This window comes from Mesorhizobium sp. C089B (assembly GCF_030323125.1).
Lineage (GTDB): Bacteria > Pseudomonadota > Alphaproteobacteria > Rhizobiales > Rhizobiaceae > Mesorhizobium.
Map to the genome: position 1 here is coordinate 2,534,815 of NZ_CP100469.1, position 17,977 is coordinate 2,552,791.

Genomic DNA, 17,977 nt, shown 5'->3' on the forward strand with positions numbered 1-17,977 from the left:
GATCTCGTTGCCGAAAATCCAAACTACAGACGCGTCAAAGCCGGAGCCTGCTGCCCCAACCGTTGCGTCCGTCCGGGAAGAGACGGGGCGCCCGTCAAAGGGCGCCCCGAAATCGAGAACCTACTTCTGGATGCAGGTGTCGACCGTGTCCTTGGTGCATTCGTCGAGGCCGGTGAACACCGGATCGGCGACGGCCTTGCCTTCGACCAGATCGATCATCACCGACGGTGCCTTGTAGCCCATTTCGAACGGCCGCTGACCGACCAGAGCAGTCACAAGGCCGTCACGGGCGATCGCTACTTCATCGCCGATCGTATCGGCGGCGCCGATGACGAAGTCGTTGCTGGCGATGCGGTCCTTGAGCGGCCCGAACAGGTCGCGATAGGGCTGCGGTGCGCCAAACAGCGGCCAGCCGCCCATGATGCCGAAGGCGTCGAGCTTGGGATTGGCGGCGAGGATGTCGGTCATCGCCTGCACGCCCTTGGCGCCGTCGTCATTGGTGAACACCGGGCAACCGGCGACTTCGGTCCAGCCGCCTTCGCCGGCAAGTGCCGCCAGGCCTTCCTTGCCCGACAGCGCGTCACGCATGCCCTGCGCGCGGCGCAGGATGTTGTCGGCCGCGGGATTGCCTTCGATGGTACAGATCGTGCCGCCGTTCGGCTTGCCCTTCTTGATGTACTCGCCGATCTTGTGACCCATCAAATAGTTGTCGGTGCCGAGATAGGTCTTGCGCAGCGCGGCATCTTCCTTGCTGAGATCGGCGTCGAGCGTCATGATCGGGATCGTCGGATTGGCGGTCTTGATCGTCTGAGCGATCAGCGGCGCGTTGGATGGCGAGATCGCCATTGCCACCGTGTCGGCCTTGCTCAGCATGTCCTGAACGATCTGCGCTTCGCCGGCCTCGTCGGAGGTCGATGCCGGGCCGGTGTAGAAGCATTCATATTCCGAGCTGGCATTTTCCTTGTTCCATTTCTCGCAGCCCTGGTGGATGGCTTCGAAGAATGGATTGTCGAGACCCTTCACCACGATGACGAGCTGTTTCTTGGCCAAAGCCGGCCCGGCGCCCAGCGCCATGGCGGCAACGGCGGCGAGCAAAAGTGTTTTCCTCATGTCAGTCCTCCCTTGAAACAGACGGACACGGCGTGCCCGCCACACAGATCGACCGGATGCTTAATGACCGAGGTTCGTTTCACGAGCACTCGTGTCGCCAAGACAGATCGATAAGCATTTCCAGATGCGGCATTGGCCCGGCTCAACACAAGGGTGGCGCCGCAACCTCGACCGATAAACCTCCGCCGATTCCGCCCGGCTAACCGCCAGCGGCATCGGCATAATCTCCTCCGACGCTTAGCTAATATCGCCTTGCGGCCAACGTCAATGCTATTTGTCCTACAAAACGGATTTTTGGATAACCAACGCTTCAATTCGTCCGACAATTGATTGACGAGCGCCGGCTTTTGCGTAAAAGAACGCTGACGCTGTTTCCGGGAGGAGATGGGGAGGAGCGGGGCCAAAGCAGCGCCGGCATTCACGCCGGGAACAGCAGCGGGTCGCAAAACACGGGGAGGCAAAGACTGGTGGCGGTTCTCGAACTCACCAATATCTCGAGGCATTTCGGCGCCATCCAGGCGGTCAACGACGTATCGCTGTCGATCGAGCCCGGACAGGTGGTCGGCCTGATGGGCGACAACGGCGCCGGCAAGTCGACACTGGTCAAGATGATCGCCGGCAATTTCCGCCCCAGCCATGGCGTCATGCGCATGGACGGCAAGGAGTTGATCCTGCACAAGCCGGCGGAAGCTCGCCAGCACGGCATCGAGATCGTCCACCAGGACCTGGCGCTGTGCAACAATCTGACCGCCGCCGCCAATGTCTATCTCGGCCGTGAATTGCGCCGGGGCCTCGGCCCTTTACGCATCCTCGACTATGCCGCCATGTACAAGCGCGCCGGCCAGCTCTTCGCCGAGTTGAAGTCCGAGACCCGTCCGCGCGACCTCGTCAAGCAGATGTCGGGCGGCCAGCGCCAGGCAGTAGCGATTGCCCGCACCATGCTGTCGCAGGCCAAGATCGTGTTGATGGACGAACCGACGGCCGCGATCTCGGTGCGCCAGGTCGCCGAAGTGCTGAACCTGATCCGCCATTTGCGCGACCAAGGCATCGCAGTGGTGCTGATCAGCCACCGCATGCCTGACGTGTTCACCGTCGCCGACCGCGTCATCGTCATGCGGCGCGGCCGCAAGGTCGCCGACAAGACGATTGCGTCAAGTTCGCCCGAGGAAGTCACCGGGCTGATCACCGGCGCCATCGAACAGGTTTGATCTCAGCGAATTTCACCACGCACAGCACATGAAGGTCGACGATGGCACTGACAATTGACCAGCCGATCGAACAAAAGCAGCAATCCTTGCCGGCAAGACTGTTTGCCAGCCAGACCTTTTGGGTGGTGATCGCGGTCATCCTGGCCTGCCTGTTCCTGTCTTTTGCCACTGACGCCTTCGCCACGTCGAAGAACCTGTACAACATCACCCGCAACATCACCTTCGTCGCCATCATCGCGCTCGGCATGACCTTCGTCATCATCACCGGCGGCATCGACCTGTCGGTCGGTTCGGTGCTCTGCCTGTCGTCGATGGTGCTGGCCGTCACCATGCATGCCGGCTACTCCATAGAAGTCGGCATCCTCGCCTCGATCGCCACTGCGCTCGCCATAGGCGCCTTCAACGGCATCATGATCGCCTATCTCGGCTTTCCACCCTTCGTGGTGACGCTCGGCATGCTGTCGATTGCCCGCAGCCTCGCCATGGTCGCCTCCAACAACACTGTCGTCTTCCAGTTCGGCCCGGATCACGACAAGCTTCTGGCGCTGGGCGGCGGCGCCTGGGTGTTCGGCATCGCCAATCCGGTCCTCTACATGATCCTTCTGGCGCTGATCACCGGATTCACGCTGCGCTGGACCAAGTTTGGCCGCCACATCTTCGCCATTGGCGGCAATGAGCACGCGGCGACGCTGACCGGCGTTCCCGTCAAGCAGATCAAGGTCGCCGTCTATATGATCTCGGCGCTGGCGGCGGGCATTGCCGGCATCATCCAGACCGGATGGCTGGGCGCCGTCACCACCAATCTCGGAACCGGCATGGAACTGCAGGTCATCGCCGCCACGGTCATTGGCGGCGCCAATCTCGCCGGCGGCGTCGGCACCGCCTTCGGCGCCATTGTCGGTGCCGCGCTCATCGAAGTGATCCGCAACAGCCTTGGTCTGCTCGGCATCAATGCTTTCTGGCAAGGCGTGTTCATCGGCGGCGCCATCCTGCTCGCGGTGCTGTTCGACCGGATCCGCAACTTCAGGCGCAATGACTGAATGTTTTTGGACTGAACCTTTCGGCTGGAAACCGTTGCCTTGACATCGAAATCCCTGTTCGAGCTCAACGGCCGGCTGGCGCTGATCACCGGCTCCGGCCAGGGCATCGGCCTGGCGCTGGCGCGCGGCCTTGCCGAGCATGGCGCAAGTGTCGTGCTCAACGGCCGCGATGCCGGCAAGGTTGCCGGTGCTGTCGCCGGCTTGCGCGACGCCGGCTTCAAAGCGCACCCCTCGACCTTCGACGTGACGGATTTTCGCGCGGTCGATGCCGATGTCGCCCGCATCGAGGCCGAGATCGGCGCCATCGACATCCTGATCAACAATGCCGGCGTGCAGTTCCGCGCTCCGCTCGAGGACTTTCCCGAGGAGCAGTGGGAGCGGCTGTTCAAGACCAATGTCTCCGGCACCTTCCATGCCGGCAAGGCGGTCGCCCGCAATATGATCGCGCGCGGCAAAGGCAAGATCATAAACATCGGCTCGGTGCAGAGCGAACTCGCCCGGCCCAACATCGCGCCCTATACGGCGACCAAGGGCGCAATCCGCAATTTGACCAGGGGCATGTGCACCGACTGGGCGAAATACGGCTTGCAGATCAATGCCATCGCCCCCGGCTATTTCCGCACCGAGATGAACCAGGCGCTGGTCGACAACCAGGAATTCTCCGCCTGGCTGGAAAAGCGCACGCCGGCCGGCCGCTGGGGGTATGTCGACGAACTGATCGGCGCCGCCGTGTTCCTCGCCTCCGACGCCTCATCATTCGTCAACGGCCATACGCTTTATGTCGACGGCGGCATGACGGCCTCGGTTTGACGGGAAACCCTATCGCTCAGTCTGAAAATCCACCACTGCCGCCGGCAGCACACAGCGGCTTTCGCCCCGCGCCTTGACGCGACCCCGAACTCAGCCGCACAATCCCGTTGCAGGCGAAGGGAGGCCAGTCGTCTGCGGGAGGTATAACCCATGACGGACGCGATCAGGCTCTATTGGGGCCGGTTCGGACATGTTTCTGTCCTGAATGTCGCCAGCGACTTCGTCACCCATGCGCATGTCGAGGCCCACATCATCATCTGGCTGGAGGGCACGGCCGGCGAGATGACCGTCGGCCGCGAGACGGTGCCGCTGGGTCCCGGCACCGCCGCCGGCATCAATTCCTACCAGCCGCACAGCCACATTCTGTCGCAGAACGGCAGGCCCGGCCTGTTCCTCGCTTTCTACATCGATCCGGATTGGGCGCGCCGGCGCCGCGACCTGCCTTCGTCGGCGCCGTTGTTTGCACAGGCTGCGATCACGCTCGAACCCTGGCTGCACCAGGCCGCCGCCAACCTGCTCGACCATTTGAGCGATAATGAAAGCATCGACGACGTCGCCAATTACGAGATCGAGCGCTTCATCGATAGCCTGCTCGACGCCGCCGACGCCTCGGCGCCGCGGGAGGCGCGCATCCGGGTCAACACAATGCAGGATTTCCGCGTCCGCAAGGCAATCCAGCTGATGAAGGCCAATGTCTGCGAACGCATCTCCTTCGACGACGTCGCCCGCAGCGTCGGCCTGTCGCGGCCGCACTTCTTTGCTTTATTCAAGGAACAGACCAATCTGACGCCCAATGTCTACTGGAACACGCTGCGCATGGAGGAAGCCGTGCGGCAGCTGCAGTGGTCGCAGGAGCCGCTGATCTCGGTCGCCTGCAATCTCGGCTTCACCACCCAGGGCAATTTCTCGCGCTTCTTCCGCGACCATGTCGGCGTGCCGCCGACGCTTTACCGCGAAGCGGCGCGTGCCATGGCCTGAACGGGCCGTTCTTTTTCAGACTCCTTGATAGGGCCGCAAGACCCATTGATAAGCGCAACGCCGGCCGCCGCCCTACCCTGCAGCGTATCGAATTCGTAGGGGAATGATCATATGGCTGAAGTCACCGTCTCCAGCGTCATCGACGCGCCGGTCGAAAAGGTCTGGGCGCGCATACGCGACTTCAACGGCCTGCCGGGCTGGCATCCGCGCATGGTCAAGAGCCATATCGAAGACGGCAAGAGCGCCGAAACCATCGGCTGCGTGCGTAATTTCGAGCTCGCCAGCGGCGCGCGTATCCGCGAGAAACTGCTCGACTTCTCCGATTCGAATTTCCGCGTCAGCTACTCCATCCTGGAGACGCCCCAGCCGCTGACCAATCACAAGGCAACGCTGCAATTGCGCCGCGTGACCGACGGCGACCGCACCTATGCTGAATGGACCGCAACTTTCGACGCGGCGCCCGAAGAGGCCGACAAGATCGCCGCCGGCATGGCCGCCAATGTCTTCCAGGGTGGCTTCAATGCGTTGAAGAGCCATTTTTCTGGCCAGAGCTGAGTCAGGGGAGACTGCCATGGCGCTTGCCCTCCAGACCTTTTCGGCCGTCAGGGATGCCAACGCGGCGCTGAAGGCGCCCGGCACCCGCTATCTCGGGGGCGGCACGCTGGTCGTGCGCGCCGCCAATGAAGGCGATGTCTCCGTCACCGGCCTCGTCCGCTCGACCGATCCGACCCTCTCCGGGATCACCGTTGCCGGCGGCAAGGTCCGCATAGGCGCTTCGGTGACGATGGCGGCTATCGCCCGCCATCCGGAGCTTGCGGCGCTGTCCAAGGCCGCACGCGCCGTCGGCGGCCCGGCAATCCGCAATATGGCGACTGTCGGCGGCAATCTGTTCGCACCCGCGCCCTACGGTGATTTCGCTGTCGCCCTGCTGGCGTTGGATGCGACGGTCGGCACCGATGATGGGGAATTGCCTATCGAGGATTTTCTGGCCAGGCGGGACGACAGCCGCGCCATCGTCACATCAGTCGCCTTCGCGTTGCCGAAGGCCGAGAATTTCCGCTTCCTGAAAGTGTCGCGGGTCAAGCCGAAGGGCGTCTCCGTGCTCAGCATCGCCGCCGTTCTCGAACAGGCCGGCGACGGCACTGTCTCCTCGGCGCGGATCGCGCTCGGCTGCATGGCAGACCGGCCGATGCGCGCCCGTGCTGCGGAAAAGGCACTGATCGGCAGCAGGCTCGAGCAGGACGGCGTCGCAGCGGCGCTGGCTGCAGCCGGTGAAGGCACCTCGCCAATCACCGACCCGATCGCCAGCGCCTGGTATCGCGCCGAGGTTCTGCCGGTCCATCTCGGCCGGCTGCTGCTTACTTAACCACCGCTGGGGGGGCGCGCGTCTGTCCGATCAACCGGGCAGGCGCGCTGGGAGGAAAACATGGCAAAGGTTCCGGTTCAGTTCACGCTCAACGGCTCGGAGAAGGCCGAATTTGTCGACAGCGGCACGACGCTGCTGCACGCGCTGCGCGACAAGATCGGCGACACCTCGCCCAAGGGCGGCTGCCACCAGGGCACCTGCGGCGCCTGTTCGGTCATCATCGACGGCGAACTCCGGCTCTCTTGCCTGACGCTGGCCGAGACCTGCGGCGGCGCCGACATTCGCACCACATCGGGCCTCGCTGAGGCCGGCGTCCTGCATCCGCTGCAGCGTGCCTTCCTCGACGCCTTCGCCACACAATGCGGCTTCTGCACGCCGGGCATGATCATGGCCGCCAAGGTGCTGCTTGACCACACGCCCAATCCGAGCCGCGAGGATGTGGTCGAGGCGCTGTCCGGCAATATCTGCCGCTGCACCGGCTACGAGCCGATCATCCAGGCGGTGCTGACCGCGGCCCGAGCCAATTCGCAGAACGCGGCCTAAGGACCAAAAGAATGGAACTGCGCAAAAACTATTTCGCCGATCAGCGCAAGGACGGCCTGCACGAGATCGGCCATGGGCGGCCTCGGCTGGATTCGCCGGGACATGTGACGGGCAAGACCGCCTATTTCGCCGACCGCAACTTCCCGAATATGCTTCACCTGAAAATGGTGCGCAGTCCGCACCACCATGCCCGCATCCGTTCGATCGACACTTCCGAAGCGGAGAAGCATCCCGGCGTGGTGAAAATCCTCACCGCCAAGGATGTGCCGCACAATGTCTACACCATCCTGATCCTGATCCAGGTCGGACCGGAAGACGAAACGGTGCTGGCCGACGGCAAGGTGCGCTGGAAGGGCGAGGCCGTGGTGGCGGTGCTGGCCGAGACCGAGCGCGCGGCTCAGGAAGCGGCAGCCAAGGTCAAGGTCGATTATGAGGTGCTGCCGGCCGTCTTCGACATGGAAGAAGCGCTGAAGCCCGGCGCGCCTTTGGTCAACGAATATCACGGCCAGAATTATTACCTCTATGACAGCGGCGAATGCCGCAAGGTGCGCTTCGGCGATGTCGAGGCGGGCTTCGCTGGCGCCGACCACATCCTGGAACAGAGCTACCAGTCCTCGCCGATCGAGCATGCGCCGACCGAGACCACGGGCTGCGTCGTGGTGCCCGAAGGCAATGACCGCTTCACCTGCTACACCAACACCCAGGCGATGTTCTTCACCCTCGACAACGCGTCGATCATCCTGCAGATGCCCGGCTCCAAACTGCATTTCGTCGGCGGCACTGTCGGCGGCGGCTTTGGCGGCAAGGTCGACGTCATCGTCGAGCCGATCGCCATTCTTGGCGCCAAGCTGACAGGACGTCCCGTCTCCTTCATCTACAGCCGCGAAGAGGAGATGCAGATCTCCTCACCCCGCGCCGCCGAAAAGATAATCATCAAGGACGGCGTGATGAACGATGGCCGCATCGTTGCGCGCAAGGTGACCGGCTATACCGATGCCGGCGCCTATTCGCGCCACTCGCCTTATGGGGCGCAGAAGGGTGCCGCGCACTATCCCGGCCCCTACACCATCCCCAATGTCTGGATCGACACCTACTGCGTCTACACCAACCGCACACCCTCCTCCGCGATGCGCGGCTTCGGCGTCACCATCGGCGACTTCGCGCTTGAGGTGCAGATGGACAAGCTGGCGCGGCTGATCGGCATGGACCCGCTCGAATTCCGCTTCATCAACGCCTATCGCGATGGCGACATGAAGGCGCATCGCCAGCCGACCGAAGGAGCGGCGCTGATCGAGTGTATGCAGGAGGCGTCGCGCGCCGCCAACTGGCCTGTGGCGGAGAAGTATATGGCGATGTCCTCCTACAAGAAGGGAGCTTGAGATGGGGCTAAAGCGCGGACGCGGCGTCGCCGCGATCAACTATCCGACGGGCATGAACCTTGGCGGCGACCCGACGCAGGCGCTGGTGCATTCGACGCCGACCGGCAATTTCATGGTGACGCTTTCCAGCGTCGATCTCGGTCAGGGCTTGAAGCAGATCATGGCGCAGATCTGCGCCGAGACCATCGGCGTGCCGACGGACCGGGTTACCATCGACACCGCCGACACCGACACCGGTCCGCACTGCATGGGCACCTTCGCCTCGCGCGGCACCCACCGCGCCGGCAACGCCGTCATCCAGGCGGCCAAGGAAGCGCGCCAGGTGATGCTGGAAGTGGCGGCGGAAGAGCTGGAGGTGAACGCCTCCGATCTCGAAACTGATGGCGAGGGCAACATTCTGGTCAAGGGCGCGCCGCAAAAGTCGATCTCGATCTTCGATGTCGCGCTGTCGGCTCATTTCAAGCGTGGCCGCTCGATCTCAGGCCGCGGCATGTTCCTGATCCCGCGCTCCTATCCGGAGAAAGAGACCGGCGCGATGAAGCCGTCGACCTGCTACGCCCATGCCTGCACGGTGGCCGAGGTCGAGGTCGATGACGAGACGGGCGAGGTTACGGTGCTGACCGTCAAGAACGTCTTTGAGATCGGCCGCGCGCTGAACCCGAAAATGGTCGAGCAGCAACTGGTCGGCGGTTCCTGGATGGGCATCAGCCACGCGCTCTACGAAACGACCGAGCCCTATTATCCCAACCGCGACCATGGCGGCACCGACTTCAACCAGTATCTGATGCCGGGACCGGGCGATCTCGCCCAAACCGAGATCATCGTGCTGGAGCGGCCGTCGGCGGATGGTCCTTACGGTGCCAAAGGGCCAGGCGAAATGTGCGCGAACCCGCAGATCCCCGCGGTTGCCAATGCCGTCTTCGACGCCGTCGGCGTGCGCATCGACACGCTGCCGATCACGCCGGAGCGCATATTGCGCGCGCTGAAGGCGCAAGCGGCGAACTGAGGACGACATGCAGGAGCCGAACGCAGAGACTGTCGCGACCTCACCGGAGGCGGTGGCATCCCGTCTCGCCGCTTCGCGTTATCTCGCCGACGACAGCCTGGCCACCGCCATCTTCCTGGCCATACGGCTGGGCAAGCCGTTGCTGCTCGAAGGCGCGCCCGGCGTCGGCAAGACCGAAGCGGCCAAGGCGATCGCGCAGCTGCTGGGCCGCGATCTGGTGCGGCTGCAATGCTATGAAGGCATCGACGCAGCACACGCGCTCTATGAATGGAACTACCAGCGCCAGTTGCTCGCCATCCGCCATGCCGGCGAGCACGAGATCGACATCTATGACGACCGCTTTCTGATCGCGCGGCCATTGCTGCAGGTGCTGCGGGCGCCGGAGCAGCGCGTGCTGCTGGTCGACGAGATCGACCGCTCCGACCACGAATTCGAAGCGCTACTGCTGGAATTCCTCTCCGACTTCCAGATCAGCATTCCTGAGCGCGGCACGGTCCGCGCCGAGGCGCAGCCGATCGTCATCCTGACCTCGAACCGAACCCGCGAACTGGCGGAGGCGCTGCGTCGGCGTTGCGTCTATCACTGGATCGGCTATCCCGACGCCGAGCGCGAAGCCGCCATCATCATGCTGCGCGCCGGCAATGTCGCCGAGACCACCGCGCGCGCCGTGGCGAATGCCGTGCAGTCGATCCGCGCGCGGCCACTGGCCAAGCCGCCCGGCATCTCCGAGGCCGTCGAATGGGCCAACGCCGCCACCATACTGGAGAAAGGCGGCAGCCCATGGCCGCAAGCCTTCCGCCGAGCCATCGGTGTGCTTATCAAGGACGAGGAGGATTTGTCCGCAATCGCGCCGGAGCTTGGCCAGATTGTCGAGGAGGCGCTGGGGTGACGTGTGAGGTCAACAGCTCGTTCATAGCGAGGTGGCCTCACCTGGGCACTGTGCAACGCTGGCGGGACAGCGCCCCCTCTGTCCTGCCGGACATCTCCCCCACAAGGGGGGAGATCAGCCGTCATCCTGGCTTTCGCCAATCTCCAGCGGCGCAGAAAGAACCGAAGCGCCAAAGCTGCTGATCTCCCCCCTTGTGGGGGAGATGTCCGGCAGGACAGAGGGGGGCGCGAAGGAATGATGCGTCAGGGAACCCTTCCTCTCGCCTCCGCGCCCTTCCTCCACTTCGCCCGGCTGCTGCGCCGCCACGCCTTTGCCGTCGCCCCCGAGCAGGTCTCCAGCTTCATGCAGGCGGTCACCCTGCTCGGTCCCCGCTCGATGGCCGACATCCGCGAGGCGGCGCTCGCAACGCTTGCCCCCCCGCCCGATCGCCGCGGCGAATTCGAGGCGCATTTTCGCAATCACTTCCATGGCGATGGCCAACCCTCGATCGAAGGCGAGGAAGACGAGGAAACCCGCATCAAAGACGATCACGGCACGCGCCAGGAGGAGAAACAGACCACGCGCCAGGAGAAAGGCGGCGATCTGTCGTCGGGCCTGGAGCAACTGAGCACGCGCGATTTTCAGCGTGACGATGACAGGCTGACCGCCTTTCGCCGCAAGCTCGCTTCAGCCCTCCCCGCGCGCCGCTCATTCCGCACCGTGCGCACCCATTCGCGTGGCAAGCTCGATCTGCGCCGCTCGCTCAGGGAAATCGTCACCGCCGATGGCGATATCCCCTCGCCGCAGCTCCGCCGCCGCCAGACGGTGCCGCGCAAACTGCTGATCCTGATCGACGTCTCCGGCTCGATGAAGCTGCATACATCGGATTATCTCAAATTGGCTCACGCCGCCGTACAAGGTGCTGACCGTGCCGAAATCTTCACCTTCGGCACGCAGCTCACCCGAATCACGTCCGCACTGCGTATCCGCGATCGCGACCAGGCTCTCGCCCGAGCGGCGGCACTCGTAGACGACTGGGACGGCGGCACGCGCATGGGACCGACCCTGCTCGCCTTCCTCTCGGTGCCCCGTTTCTCAGCCTTCGCCCGCGGCGCTGCTGTGATCATCCTGTCGGACGCGCTGGAGCGCGGCGACCATGCCGATCTCGAGACCGCGATACGCCGCCTGAGCGCCCGCGCCTTTCGCCTGTCGCTGGCCACACCTTTGGCCGGCGATCCGCGCTTCCAGCCGGCAACGGCGGCGTTGCGCGCCATCTTGCCCGATCTCGACGATCTCATCGACGGCTCGTCGCTCGGGAGTCTCACCGATTTCATCCTGTCGCTCGCCCGCCCGGCCACGGCGGCGTCCGCAATCTGGAAAAGGGTATCGTGATGCAGAAAGCCATCGACGCGCATTTCCACATCTGGCGCCAGCAGGATCAGCCCTGGCTGGTCGGGCCGATGGTGCCGCGCATTTTCGGCCCCTACGAGCCGATCCGCCGCGACTATCCGATCGAGGAATTTCTCGCCGATCAGCAAGGCGCAGGTGTCGAGAAGGCCGTCTATGTCCAGACCAACTGGGCCAAGGAGGATTTCGAAAAAGAAGTCGCCTTCCTGCAGAAGACTGCCGACGAGACCGGCTGGCCGCACGCTATCGTCGGCTATACCGATATGACTGTCGACGATGTCCGGCCCCAGATCGATCGATTGAAAAAGTACCCGCTGCTGCGCGGCGTGCGCATGCAGCTGCATTGGCACGAGACGCCGGCCTTCCGCTTCGCTGCCTCGGCCGATCAGGTCATCGACCCCAAGGTGCGGGCCAATGTCGCGCGGCTTAAAGACTATGGCCTGTCCTTCGACCTGCAGCTTTTCCCTGCCCAGATGAAGGACGGGCTGACGCTGGTCGGCGAGAACCCGCAGATCAACTTCATCCTCACCCATGCCGGCATGCTGACCGGCATGGAGCCGGAAACCACCGAGGCCTGGAAAGCCGGCCTGAGTACGCTATCAACAGCGCCGAACTTCTACGCCAAGCTGTCGGGCCTCGGCACCTTCGCCCACCGCAACGATCCGGCGTTGATTGCCTACATCGTCGACAATGCGATCGACATTCTGGGCGCTGACCACCTGATGTTCGGCTCCAACTTCCCGATAGAGAAGCTCTGGACCAGCCACGCCGAACTGATCAAGGCGCATCGTGCAGCCGTGGCGAAGCACGGTCCGGTGGCGGAAGCGGATATCTTTTGGAATACAGCAGAGAAGGTTTACAGACCGGCATAGCGCACGCTTTCCATTCTCCCACAGGGGAGAAGCGAAAGCCGCCCCTCACTTCACTTCAAACTCAGGATCGACCGGAATCTGCATCGCAGTCACCAGATGGTTGGTCTGCCCGGCCAGCCCGATGATCGACACCATCTCGCCATGCTGCGCATCGGTCAAGCCTTTGGCCCGCGCCGCAGCCGTGTGCGAATGGACGCAATAGGAGCAGCCATTGGCGGTCGACACAGCGATGTAGATCATCTCCTTGGTCAGCGGATCGATGGCGCTTTCCGTAGCCATCACCACTTTCACCTGGTCCCATGTCCGTTTCAGCAAGGCCGGATCGTTGGCCAGCCCGCGCCAGAAATTGTTGACGAAGTCCGACTTGCGCGTCGCGCGGATGTCGTCGAACACAGCCTTCGCAACCGGGATTTTTTCGACCTCGGCATCGCTGAGGAGTTTTGTGGCGGCCATGGCGTTTCCTTTCGTTGAATCGGTGGATCAGGTGGTTGAATCAGGTCTCGAGCAAGGGCGGCTAACCGGCTATTCCGATTCAGTTTTTGATGCTGACAGAACCATGGCGATTGGCCGAAGCATCTCAGCTTCGTCATTCAGGGGCGAAGCAGGCGCGAAGCGCCGTCGCGGAGACCCGAGCATGACGAAGGCGCTGAGGCCTTGGCCAATTGGTGACGTATGCGCACCGTCAAACACCGACCGGCAACCTAGTGCACTGCCGCATACATGATCTTCTCCTCCGTCGCCTCCGCCGGCGAGAACTCCTCCACGATGCGCCCCTGTCGGCACACCAGAATCCGATCCGACAGGTTCATGATTTCCGGCAGGTAGGACGAGATCACCACCACGGCCAACCCCTCGTCGGCCAGCCGGTTGATGATCTGGTGGATCTCGGCGATGGCGCCGACATCGACGCCGCGCGTCGGCTCGTCGAAGATCACGATACGCGGCTGCTGCACCAGCCCCTTGCCGATCACCACCTTCTGCTGGTTGCCGCCGGAAAGCTCGACCACGCGGGCATTGTCGTTGATCGCCTTGATGTTCAGCGTCTTCGTCCATTCAGCGGAAAGCGTGCGCATCTCCTGCTGGTTGATCACCCAGGCCTTTTCGCGGCCCGCCGCCAGGAGCCCGCCGAACAGGTTCTCGGCAACGCCCATCGTCTCGAAAATGCCCTCGCTCTTGCGGTCCTCGGTAACATAGACGATGCCGTCGGCGACCGCTTCGCTCGGCACGATATAGCGCACCGGCCGGTCGTCCAGCTCGATGGCGCCGCCGCGCAGGAAATCGCGCTTGTAGATGCCGGAGACGATCTTGAAGGTCTCGGTGCGGCCGGAGCCGATCAGCCCGAACACACCGGTGATCTGTGCCTGAAAGATCGAGAAGGAGGTGTTGCGCACGACATTGCTCATCGAAATGTCCTGCACCGACAGCACCTTCTTGCCGGCCTTGCGCAGCCTGGCCTCGTCGCGCTGGCGGTAGATCTGTCCCGACAGCGTACGCCCGACCATGGCGGCGACGATCTTGTCGCGGTCGAAGGCCGATGTGTCGTCGGTGATCACCAGTTCGCCATCGCGCAGGATTGTGATGCGGTCGGCGATCATCAGCGCCTCTTCCAATGCATGGCTGATGAAGACGATCGAGACGCCGTTCGCCTTCAGCCGCCGGATCAGTGCGAAAAAGTGCCGCTTCTCCTCCGGCGTCAGCGTCGCCGTCGGCTCGTCGAAGATGATGATCTCGGCATTGTGGTGAACGGCGCGCGCGATCTCGACCATCTGACGCTTGGCCGCGCCGAGCGTTGCCACCATGGCGTTCGGGTCGACCGGGAAGTTCAGCGATTGCAAAAACTGTTGCGCCGAAATGTAGGTGCCGCGCAGCCGGTTGAGAAACTTTTCGGTGCCGAGATAGAGGTTCTGCGCCACTGTCATCGACGGCACCAGGCTGGTCTCCTGGAACACCATGGCGATGCCGGCCTCGAGCGCCGCATGCGGCGAGGCGTAGGCGATCTCGCGGCCTTTGTGGAACATCTTGCCGGAAGTGGCGTCGACGACGCCGGCAATGATCTTGGTCAGGGTCGATTTTCCGGCGCCATTCTCGCCGAGCAGCGCGTGGATTTCGCCCTTGCGCAGTTCGAAGCTGACTTGTCTGACCGCGGGCACGCCGCGATAGTTTTTGGTGACGTTTTCCAGGCGCACGATCGGTTCCATCAGAAACCTCCCGCGTCGAGCACATAATCGCCGCCCCTGGAGGCGATGAATAGAAGTCCGTCCTTCTCCGCCACGCTGCAGATGCCGTGGCGCGTGCCGTTGGCGCGGCTGTGCAGGCTGAATTGCGGCTGCATGGTCCGGTCGAGCTTCACCACCAGCCCGTAGGAGCGGCTCGGCGACCAGGGCTTGTGGATGCCCATGGTGCGGATGCCGCCACATTGCAGCGGTTCGAGGAAGCTGCGGTTGGAGGCCAGCGCCGGCGCGATCCAATAGGCCGGCGGCACCTGGTCGATCATGTCGCGCCGGTAATGCGTTTCCTGCAGCACGAATTCGATCAGCCGGTTGCGCGGCGCGAACAGGGCCAGCCACGCGCCGCCATCGCCGGCCGGCGCAAGGCGCGCGGGATAGCCGGGCAGATGCGTCAGCACGGTCGAGCGGCTACCGGTTGCACCATCGAAGCGAACGAGCTGGTGACGCCAGCTTTCGCTGACCAGCACATCCCGCCCCGTGGGATGGAGCCCATAGGGAAAGGCGATCTCGCCGGCCACTTTGCGGAACCCGCCGCCGGCTGCGTCCCGCCTCCAAAGCGATCCGGACGCGCCCTTCTTCATCAGGTCGGCGGCCCATAGCGACGGCGCATGCTCAGCCGAGCCATTGGCCAGCCACAACGTGTCGTCCTCGGCATAGGCAAGCGCGGTGATGCAGCTGACGCCAGACGGCAGCGAAACCTCCTTGCCGGCGACCAGCAGCTTGCCGCTCTCAAGTCCGACTGTCAGTTCTCCCGACAGTGATAGAGCCAGCGCAGTGATGGGGGAAGGAAAGGTCTCGACAACCTTCGGCTCCACTCCTGCGGCAAGCGAATAGATGGCGTTGCCGCTGGAAGCGAGCAGCCGGCCATCGGCAACCAGCAGATTGTCGGGTTCGATCAGTCCGGCAAAAACCGGCGCATCATCGAGCCGCGTGTTGGGCCGGAAGGCGCCGTCGAGCGGCGGGATGGTGACGGCCTTGCCGCGAAACATGTCCAAGATAGGATCGAGGATCATGGCTTCGCTCCCCAATAAGAAGCGGAACTGGTCCAGTTCGGGTCGGCGCCCGCAATCTTGTAGCGGCCGATGCGGTTGTTAAGGATGCCGCCGACGAACAGGAAACCCTTGTGCTCGCGCATCGAGGTGACCATCGGATGCGCGCCGCCGGTAAGGTCGCCCATCGCCTCGACAATGCCGCCCTTGTCGTTGAATTTCACCACGCCGCCGGTGTTGATGTTGGGGAACAGCCACTCGTCCTGCGGCAGCCGGCGCGTCATGCGCTTGCGCATATCGGGATGGCGCAGCGACAGGTCGAAGCTCGGCGTGCGCATGCCGAGCCATGCCATCCAGTAATTGCCGTCCGACGCCCGGTTGATGTTGTCGGGATAGCCCGGCATGTCGCGGATGACGCATTCGGCGGTGCCTGCTTTCGGCCCTTCCAGCCAGTATCGATGCACACGGCAGGCCCAGCTCTCAGCGAAGAACAGCGACTTCCCGTCATGCGCCATGCACACGCCATTGGTGTAGCGGTAGCCGTCGAGCAGTGTCTTCGTCGAACCGTCCTTCGGGTCATAAACCAGCAGCCGGCCGGTGGCGCGGTTCTCGATCGAGTCCAGCGCCCAATCGTGGGCGTCATAGCGCTTGGTGGAGTCAGTGAAATAGATCCGCCCGTCCGGCGCGATGTCGCAATCGTTGGGGTCGCGCAGCCGCGCATCGTCGACGATCGAGGTCCAGGAACGCGACGTCTCCGCCGACAGGCGTTTCACATCCCGATCCGGCGAGACGGAATAGAGCCCCATGGCGCCGACGCAGCTGATCAGATTGCCCGATTTGTCGAAGGCCAGGCCCAGCGGAAAGCCGCCGATATGGGCAAACACCTCCGATTTCATATAGTCCGGCGCGAAGAAGCGGACGATCTCGCCATGGCGCGTGCCGCAATAGAGGTGATCGTCGCGGTCGAGGATGACGTCTTCCGGCCCTTCCAACTCGCCGAGCCCGATATGGTCGGCCGCCGACAGCCGGTTGTCGAGCGCGTAGGGCGTGCCTGAGCCCGGCACCGCAGACTGTGTCTCGCCCATCTTGAGATAGACCGGCGCGACATAGACTTCGTTGAGCACCTTATGGCGGTTCTTCAGCCAGCGGATGTCGATCGTCACCGCCACCGCCAGCATGATGCCCAGCACCATCTGGTTGGTGCCGGTGCCATAGCCCAGCCTGATCAGCCCGTTGGTCATGGTCAGCACGATGATGGCGCCCATCAGCCCCTTGATGACCGAGCCGCGGCCACCACCCAAGCTGACGCCGCCGACCACCGCCGCCGTCAGCGCCATGATCTCAAGGTTGAGGCCGGTGCCCGGCCCTGCCCCACTCAGGCGGCAAGCGATCAGGAAGCCGCCGATCGAGGCGCAGAAGCCGGAAAAGACATAGGTCATGAACACGGTGCGGCGCACGCGAATGCCGGCATTGTGCGCCGAGCGCCTGGAGCCTCCGACCGCCAGCACATGCCAGCCCGGCCGTGAGCGCGTCAGCGCGATATGGGTGACGATGGCAAGAATGATCGCCAGCCACACCGAGACCGAAAGCCCCCAGAAGGTGCTGTCGCCGATGAAGTCGAGCACATCCGATGTCGCCTGGGAAAGCTGCACGTCGGCGGCATAGGTGGTGACGAGAATATCGAACAGCGCCCGGCCGAAGATGAACGTCACCAGGGTGGTGAGGAAGGCGCGCAGCCTGAGGTAGCCGACGAGGTAGCCGTTGACGGCGCCGAAGATCAGGCCGGTGGCGAGCGATGCCGCCAGCGCCAGCCAGATAGACTGTTCGAGAATGAAGAAGACATAGACGGCGGAGAAACAGGACAGCGCGAAGATCGAGCCGACGGACAGGTCGATGCCGCCGCCCAGCATCACCACCGTCATGCCGGTGACTACCATCGAGAACTCGCCGAGCTGGCGGGTCGATTCCTGCAGCGAGGTCAGCTTGAAGAAGCCGGGAATGATCGAGCCGAACACGCTGAGCGTCGCCACCAGCGCCAGGAACGGAATGGCGTTGTCGGTCCAGCGTTTTGTCAGGATCTCGCCGACCAGATGGTCGGGCACGAGATTGTAGCGCCAGGACTGGAGGCGTTCGCGAAAGGACATCGGCGGCTGCTATTCCATGAGGGAACGAG

The 17,977-nt window shown here is 63.5% G+C and carries 17 protein-coding genes; 12 read left to right on the forward strand and 5 right to left on the reverse strand.

Features of this window, described 5'->3' with window-relative positions:
* Positions 1-120: 120 nt before the first annotated feature.
* On the reverse strand, positions 121-1,110 hold the full coding sequence (locus NLY44_RS12745) for a sugar-binding protein (RefSeq protein WP_023673050.1): 990 nt from the start codon (positions 1,108-1,110) through the stop codon (positions 121-123).
* Positions 1,111-1,577: 467 nt separating this feature from the next.
* Between NLY44_RS12745 and NLY44_RS12750 the strand changes: the two genes are divergently transcribed.
* The 12 genes from NLY44_RS12750 to NLY44_RS12805 all read left to right on the forward strand — a co-directional run bounded on the left by NLY44_RS12750 (position 1,578) and on the right by NLY44_RS12805 (position 12,587).
* Positions 1,578-2,318, forward strand: coding sequence for an ATP-binding cassette domain-containing protein (locus tag NLY44_RS12750; RefSeq protein WP_023682237.1), 741 nt, complete (start codon positions 1,578-1,580; stop codon positions 2,316-2,318).
* Between the two features lie 41 nt (positions 2,319-2,359).
* Positions 2,360-3,358 (forward strand): ABC transporter permease, encoded by a 999-nt coding sequence (locus tag NLY44_RS12755; RefSeq protein WP_023673048.1) that lies wholly within the window; start codon positions 2,360-2,362, stop codon positions 3,356-3,358.
* 39 nt (positions 3,359-3,397) lie between these two features.
* Positions 3,398-4,168: an SDR family oxidoreductase gene (locus tag NLY44_RS12760; protein WP_023804920.1), complete on the forward strand. Its 771-nt coding sequence runs from the start codon at positions 3,398-3,400 to the stop codon at positions 4,166-4,168.
* Between the two features lie 150 nt (positions 4,169-4,318).
* Positions 4,319-5,146, forward strand: coding sequence for an AraC family transcriptional regulator (locus tag NLY44_RS12765; RefSeq protein ID WP_023687952.1), 828 nt, complete (start codon positions 4,319-4,321; stop codon positions 5,144-5,146).
* Positions 5,147-5,257: 111 nt separating this feature from the next.
* Positions 5,258-5,701 (forward strand): SRPBCC family protein, encoded by a 444-nt coding sequence (locus NLY44_RS12770; protein ID WP_023687951.1) that lies wholly within the window; start codon positions 5,258-5,260, stop codon positions 5,699-5,701.
* A gap of 16 nt (positions 5,702-5,717) precedes the next feature.
* Positions 5,718-6,512 (forward strand): FAD binding domain-containing protein, encoded by a 795-nt coding sequence (locus NLY44_RS12775; RefSeq protein ID WP_023687950.1) that lies wholly within the window; start codon positions 5,718-5,720, stop codon positions 6,510-6,512.
* Positions 6,513-6,572: 60 nt separating this feature from the next.
* A complete protein-coding gene (locus NLY44_RS12780; protein ID WP_023673043.1) occupies positions 6,573-7,055 on the forward strand; it encodes a (2Fe-2S)-binding protein in 483 nt (160 codons plus the stop codon).
* Positions 7,056-7,066: 11 nt separating this feature from the next.
* Complete coding sequence (locus tag NLY44_RS12785; RefSeq protein WP_023687949.1) at positions 7,067-8,434, forward strand: xanthine dehydrogenase family protein molybdopterin-binding subunit; 1,368 nt, start codon at positions 7,067-7,069, stop codon at positions 8,432-8,434.
* Between the two features lies 1 nt (position 8,435).
* Positions 8,436-9,440, forward strand: a complete 1,005-nt coding sequence (locus NLY44_RS12790; protein WP_023804919.1) for a xanthine dehydrogenase family protein molybdopterin-binding subunit — start codon at positions 8,436-8,438, stop codon at positions 9,438-9,440.
* Positions 9,441-9,447: 7 nt separating this feature from the next.
* A complete protein-coding gene (locus NLY44_RS12795; protein ID WP_023687947.1) occupies positions 9,448-10,329 on the forward strand; it encodes an AAA family ATPase in 882 nt (293 codons plus the stop codon).
* Positions 10,330-10,563: 234 nt separating this feature from the next.
* Positions 10,564-11,700 carry a vWA domain-containing protein gene (locus NLY44_RS12800; protein WP_023804918.1) on the forward strand — a complete coding sequence of 379 codons (1,137 nt, stop codon included), beginning with the start codon at positions 10,564-10,566 and terminating at the stop codon, positions 11,698-11,700.
* Complete coding sequence (locus NLY44_RS12805; RefSeq protein WP_023687944.1) at positions 11,700-12,587, forward strand: amidohydrolase family protein; 888 nt, start codon at positions 11,700-11,702, stop codon at positions 12,585-12,587. Before NLY44_RS12800 ends, NLY44_RS12805 begins: the two co-directional genes overlap by 1 nt.
* Positions 12,588-12,632: 45 nt before the next feature.
* On the opposite strand, the gene NLY44_RS12810 is transcribed toward NLY44_RS12805, so the two are convergent.
* The 4 genes from NLY44_RS12810 to NLY44_RS12825 form a co-directional block, all read right to left on the reverse strand.
* On the reverse strand, positions 12,633-13,040 hold the full coding sequence (locus tag NLY44_RS12810) for a carboxymuconolactone decarboxylase family protein (RefSeq protein WP_023687943.1): 408 nt from the start codon (positions 13,038-13,040) through the stop codon (positions 12,633-12,635).
* Positions 13,041-13,288: 248 nt separating this feature from the next.
* Positions 13,289-14,785, reverse strand: coding sequence for a sugar ABC transporter ATP-binding protein (locus NLY44_RS12815; protein ID WP_023687942.1), 1,497 nt, complete (start codon positions 14,783-14,785; stop codon positions 13,289-13,291).
* Positions 14,785-15,828, reverse strand: coding sequence for an SMP-30/gluconolactonase/LRE family protein (locus NLY44_RS12820; protein ID WP_023687941.1), 1,044 nt, complete (start codon positions 15,826-15,828; stop codon positions 14,785-14,787). Before NLY44_RS12820 ends, NLY44_RS12815 begins: the two co-directional genes overlap by 1 nt.
* Positions 15,825-17,948 carry an ABC transporter permease gene (locus tag NLY44_RS12825; protein ID WP_023690776.1) on the reverse strand — a complete coding sequence of 708 codons (2,124 nt, stop codon included), beginning with the start codon at positions 17,946-17,948 and terminating at the stop codon, positions 15,825-15,827. Before NLY44_RS12825 ends, NLY44_RS12820 begins: the two co-directional genes overlap by 4 nt.
* Between the last annotated feature and the right edge of the window lie 29 nt (positions 17,949-17,977).

What these genes read in the sequence shown, in the direction of transcription:
- NLY44_RS12825 (WP_023690776.1), bottom strand. Translation starts at nt 17,948, where the DNA reads ATGTCCTTTCGCGAACGCCTCCAGTCCTGGCGCTACAATCTCGTGCCC.
- NLY44_RS12785 (WP_023687949.1), top strand. Translation starts at nt 7,067, where the DNA reads ATGGAACTGCGCAAAAACTATTTCGCCGATCAGCGCAAGGACGGCCTG.
- NLY44_RS12745 (WP_023673050.1), bottom strand. Translation starts at nt 1,110, where the DNA reads ATGAGGAAAACACTTTTGCTCGCCGCCGTTGCCGCCATGGCGCTGGGC.
- NLY44_RS12815 (WP_023687942.1), bottom strand. Translation starts at nt 14,785, where the DNA reads ATGGAACCGATCGTGCGCCTGGAAAACGTCACCAAAAACTATCGCGGC.
- NLY44_RS12810 (WP_023687943.1), bottom strand. Translation starts at nt 13,040, where the DNA reads ATGGCCGCCACAAAACTCCTCAGCGATGCCGAGGTCGAAAAAATCCCG.
- NLY44_RS12775 (WP_023687950.1), top strand. Translation starts at nt 5,718, where the DNA reads ATGGCGCTTGCCCTCCAGACCTTTTCGGCCGTCAGGGATGCCAACGCG.
- NLY44_RS12805 (WP_023687944.1), top strand. Translation starts at nt 11,700, where the DNA reads ATGCAGAAAGCCATCGACGCGCATTTCCACATCTGGCGCCAGCAGGAT.
- NLY44_RS12765 (WP_023687952.1), top strand. Translation starts at nt 4,319, where the DNA reads ATGACGGACGCGATCAGGCTCTATTGGGGCCGGTTCGGACATGTTTCT.
- NLY44_RS12755 (WP_023673048.1), top strand. Translation starts at nt 2,360, where the DNA reads ATGGCACTGACAATTGACCAGCCGATCGAACAAAAGCAGCAATCCTTG.
- NLY44_RS12790 (WP_023804919.1), top strand. Translation starts at nt 8,436, where the DNA reads ATGGGGCTAAAGCGCGGACGCGGCGTCGCCGCGATCAACTATCCGACG.
- NLY44_RS12770 (WP_023687951.1), top strand. Translation starts at nt 5,258, where the DNA reads ATGGCTGAAGTCACCGTCTCCAGCGTCATCGACGCGCCGGTCGAAAAG.
- NLY44_RS12800 (WP_023804918.1), top strand. Translation starts at nt 10,564, where the DNA reads ATGATGCGTCAGGGAACCCTTCCTCTCGCCTCCGCGCCCTTCCTCCAC.
- NLY44_RS12780 (WP_023673043.1), top strand. Translation starts at nt 6,573, where the DNA reads ATGGCAAAGGTTCCGGTTCAGTTCACGCTCAACGGCTCGGAGAAGGCC.
- NLY44_RS12795 (WP_023687947.1), top strand. Translation starts at nt 9,448, where the DNA reads ATGCAGGAGCCGAACGCAGAGACTGTCGCGACCTCACCGGAGGCGGTG.
- NLY44_RS12820 (WP_023687941.1), bottom strand. Translation starts at nt 15,828, where the DNA reads ATGATCCTCGATCCTATCTTGGACATGTTTCGCGGCAAGGCCGTCACC.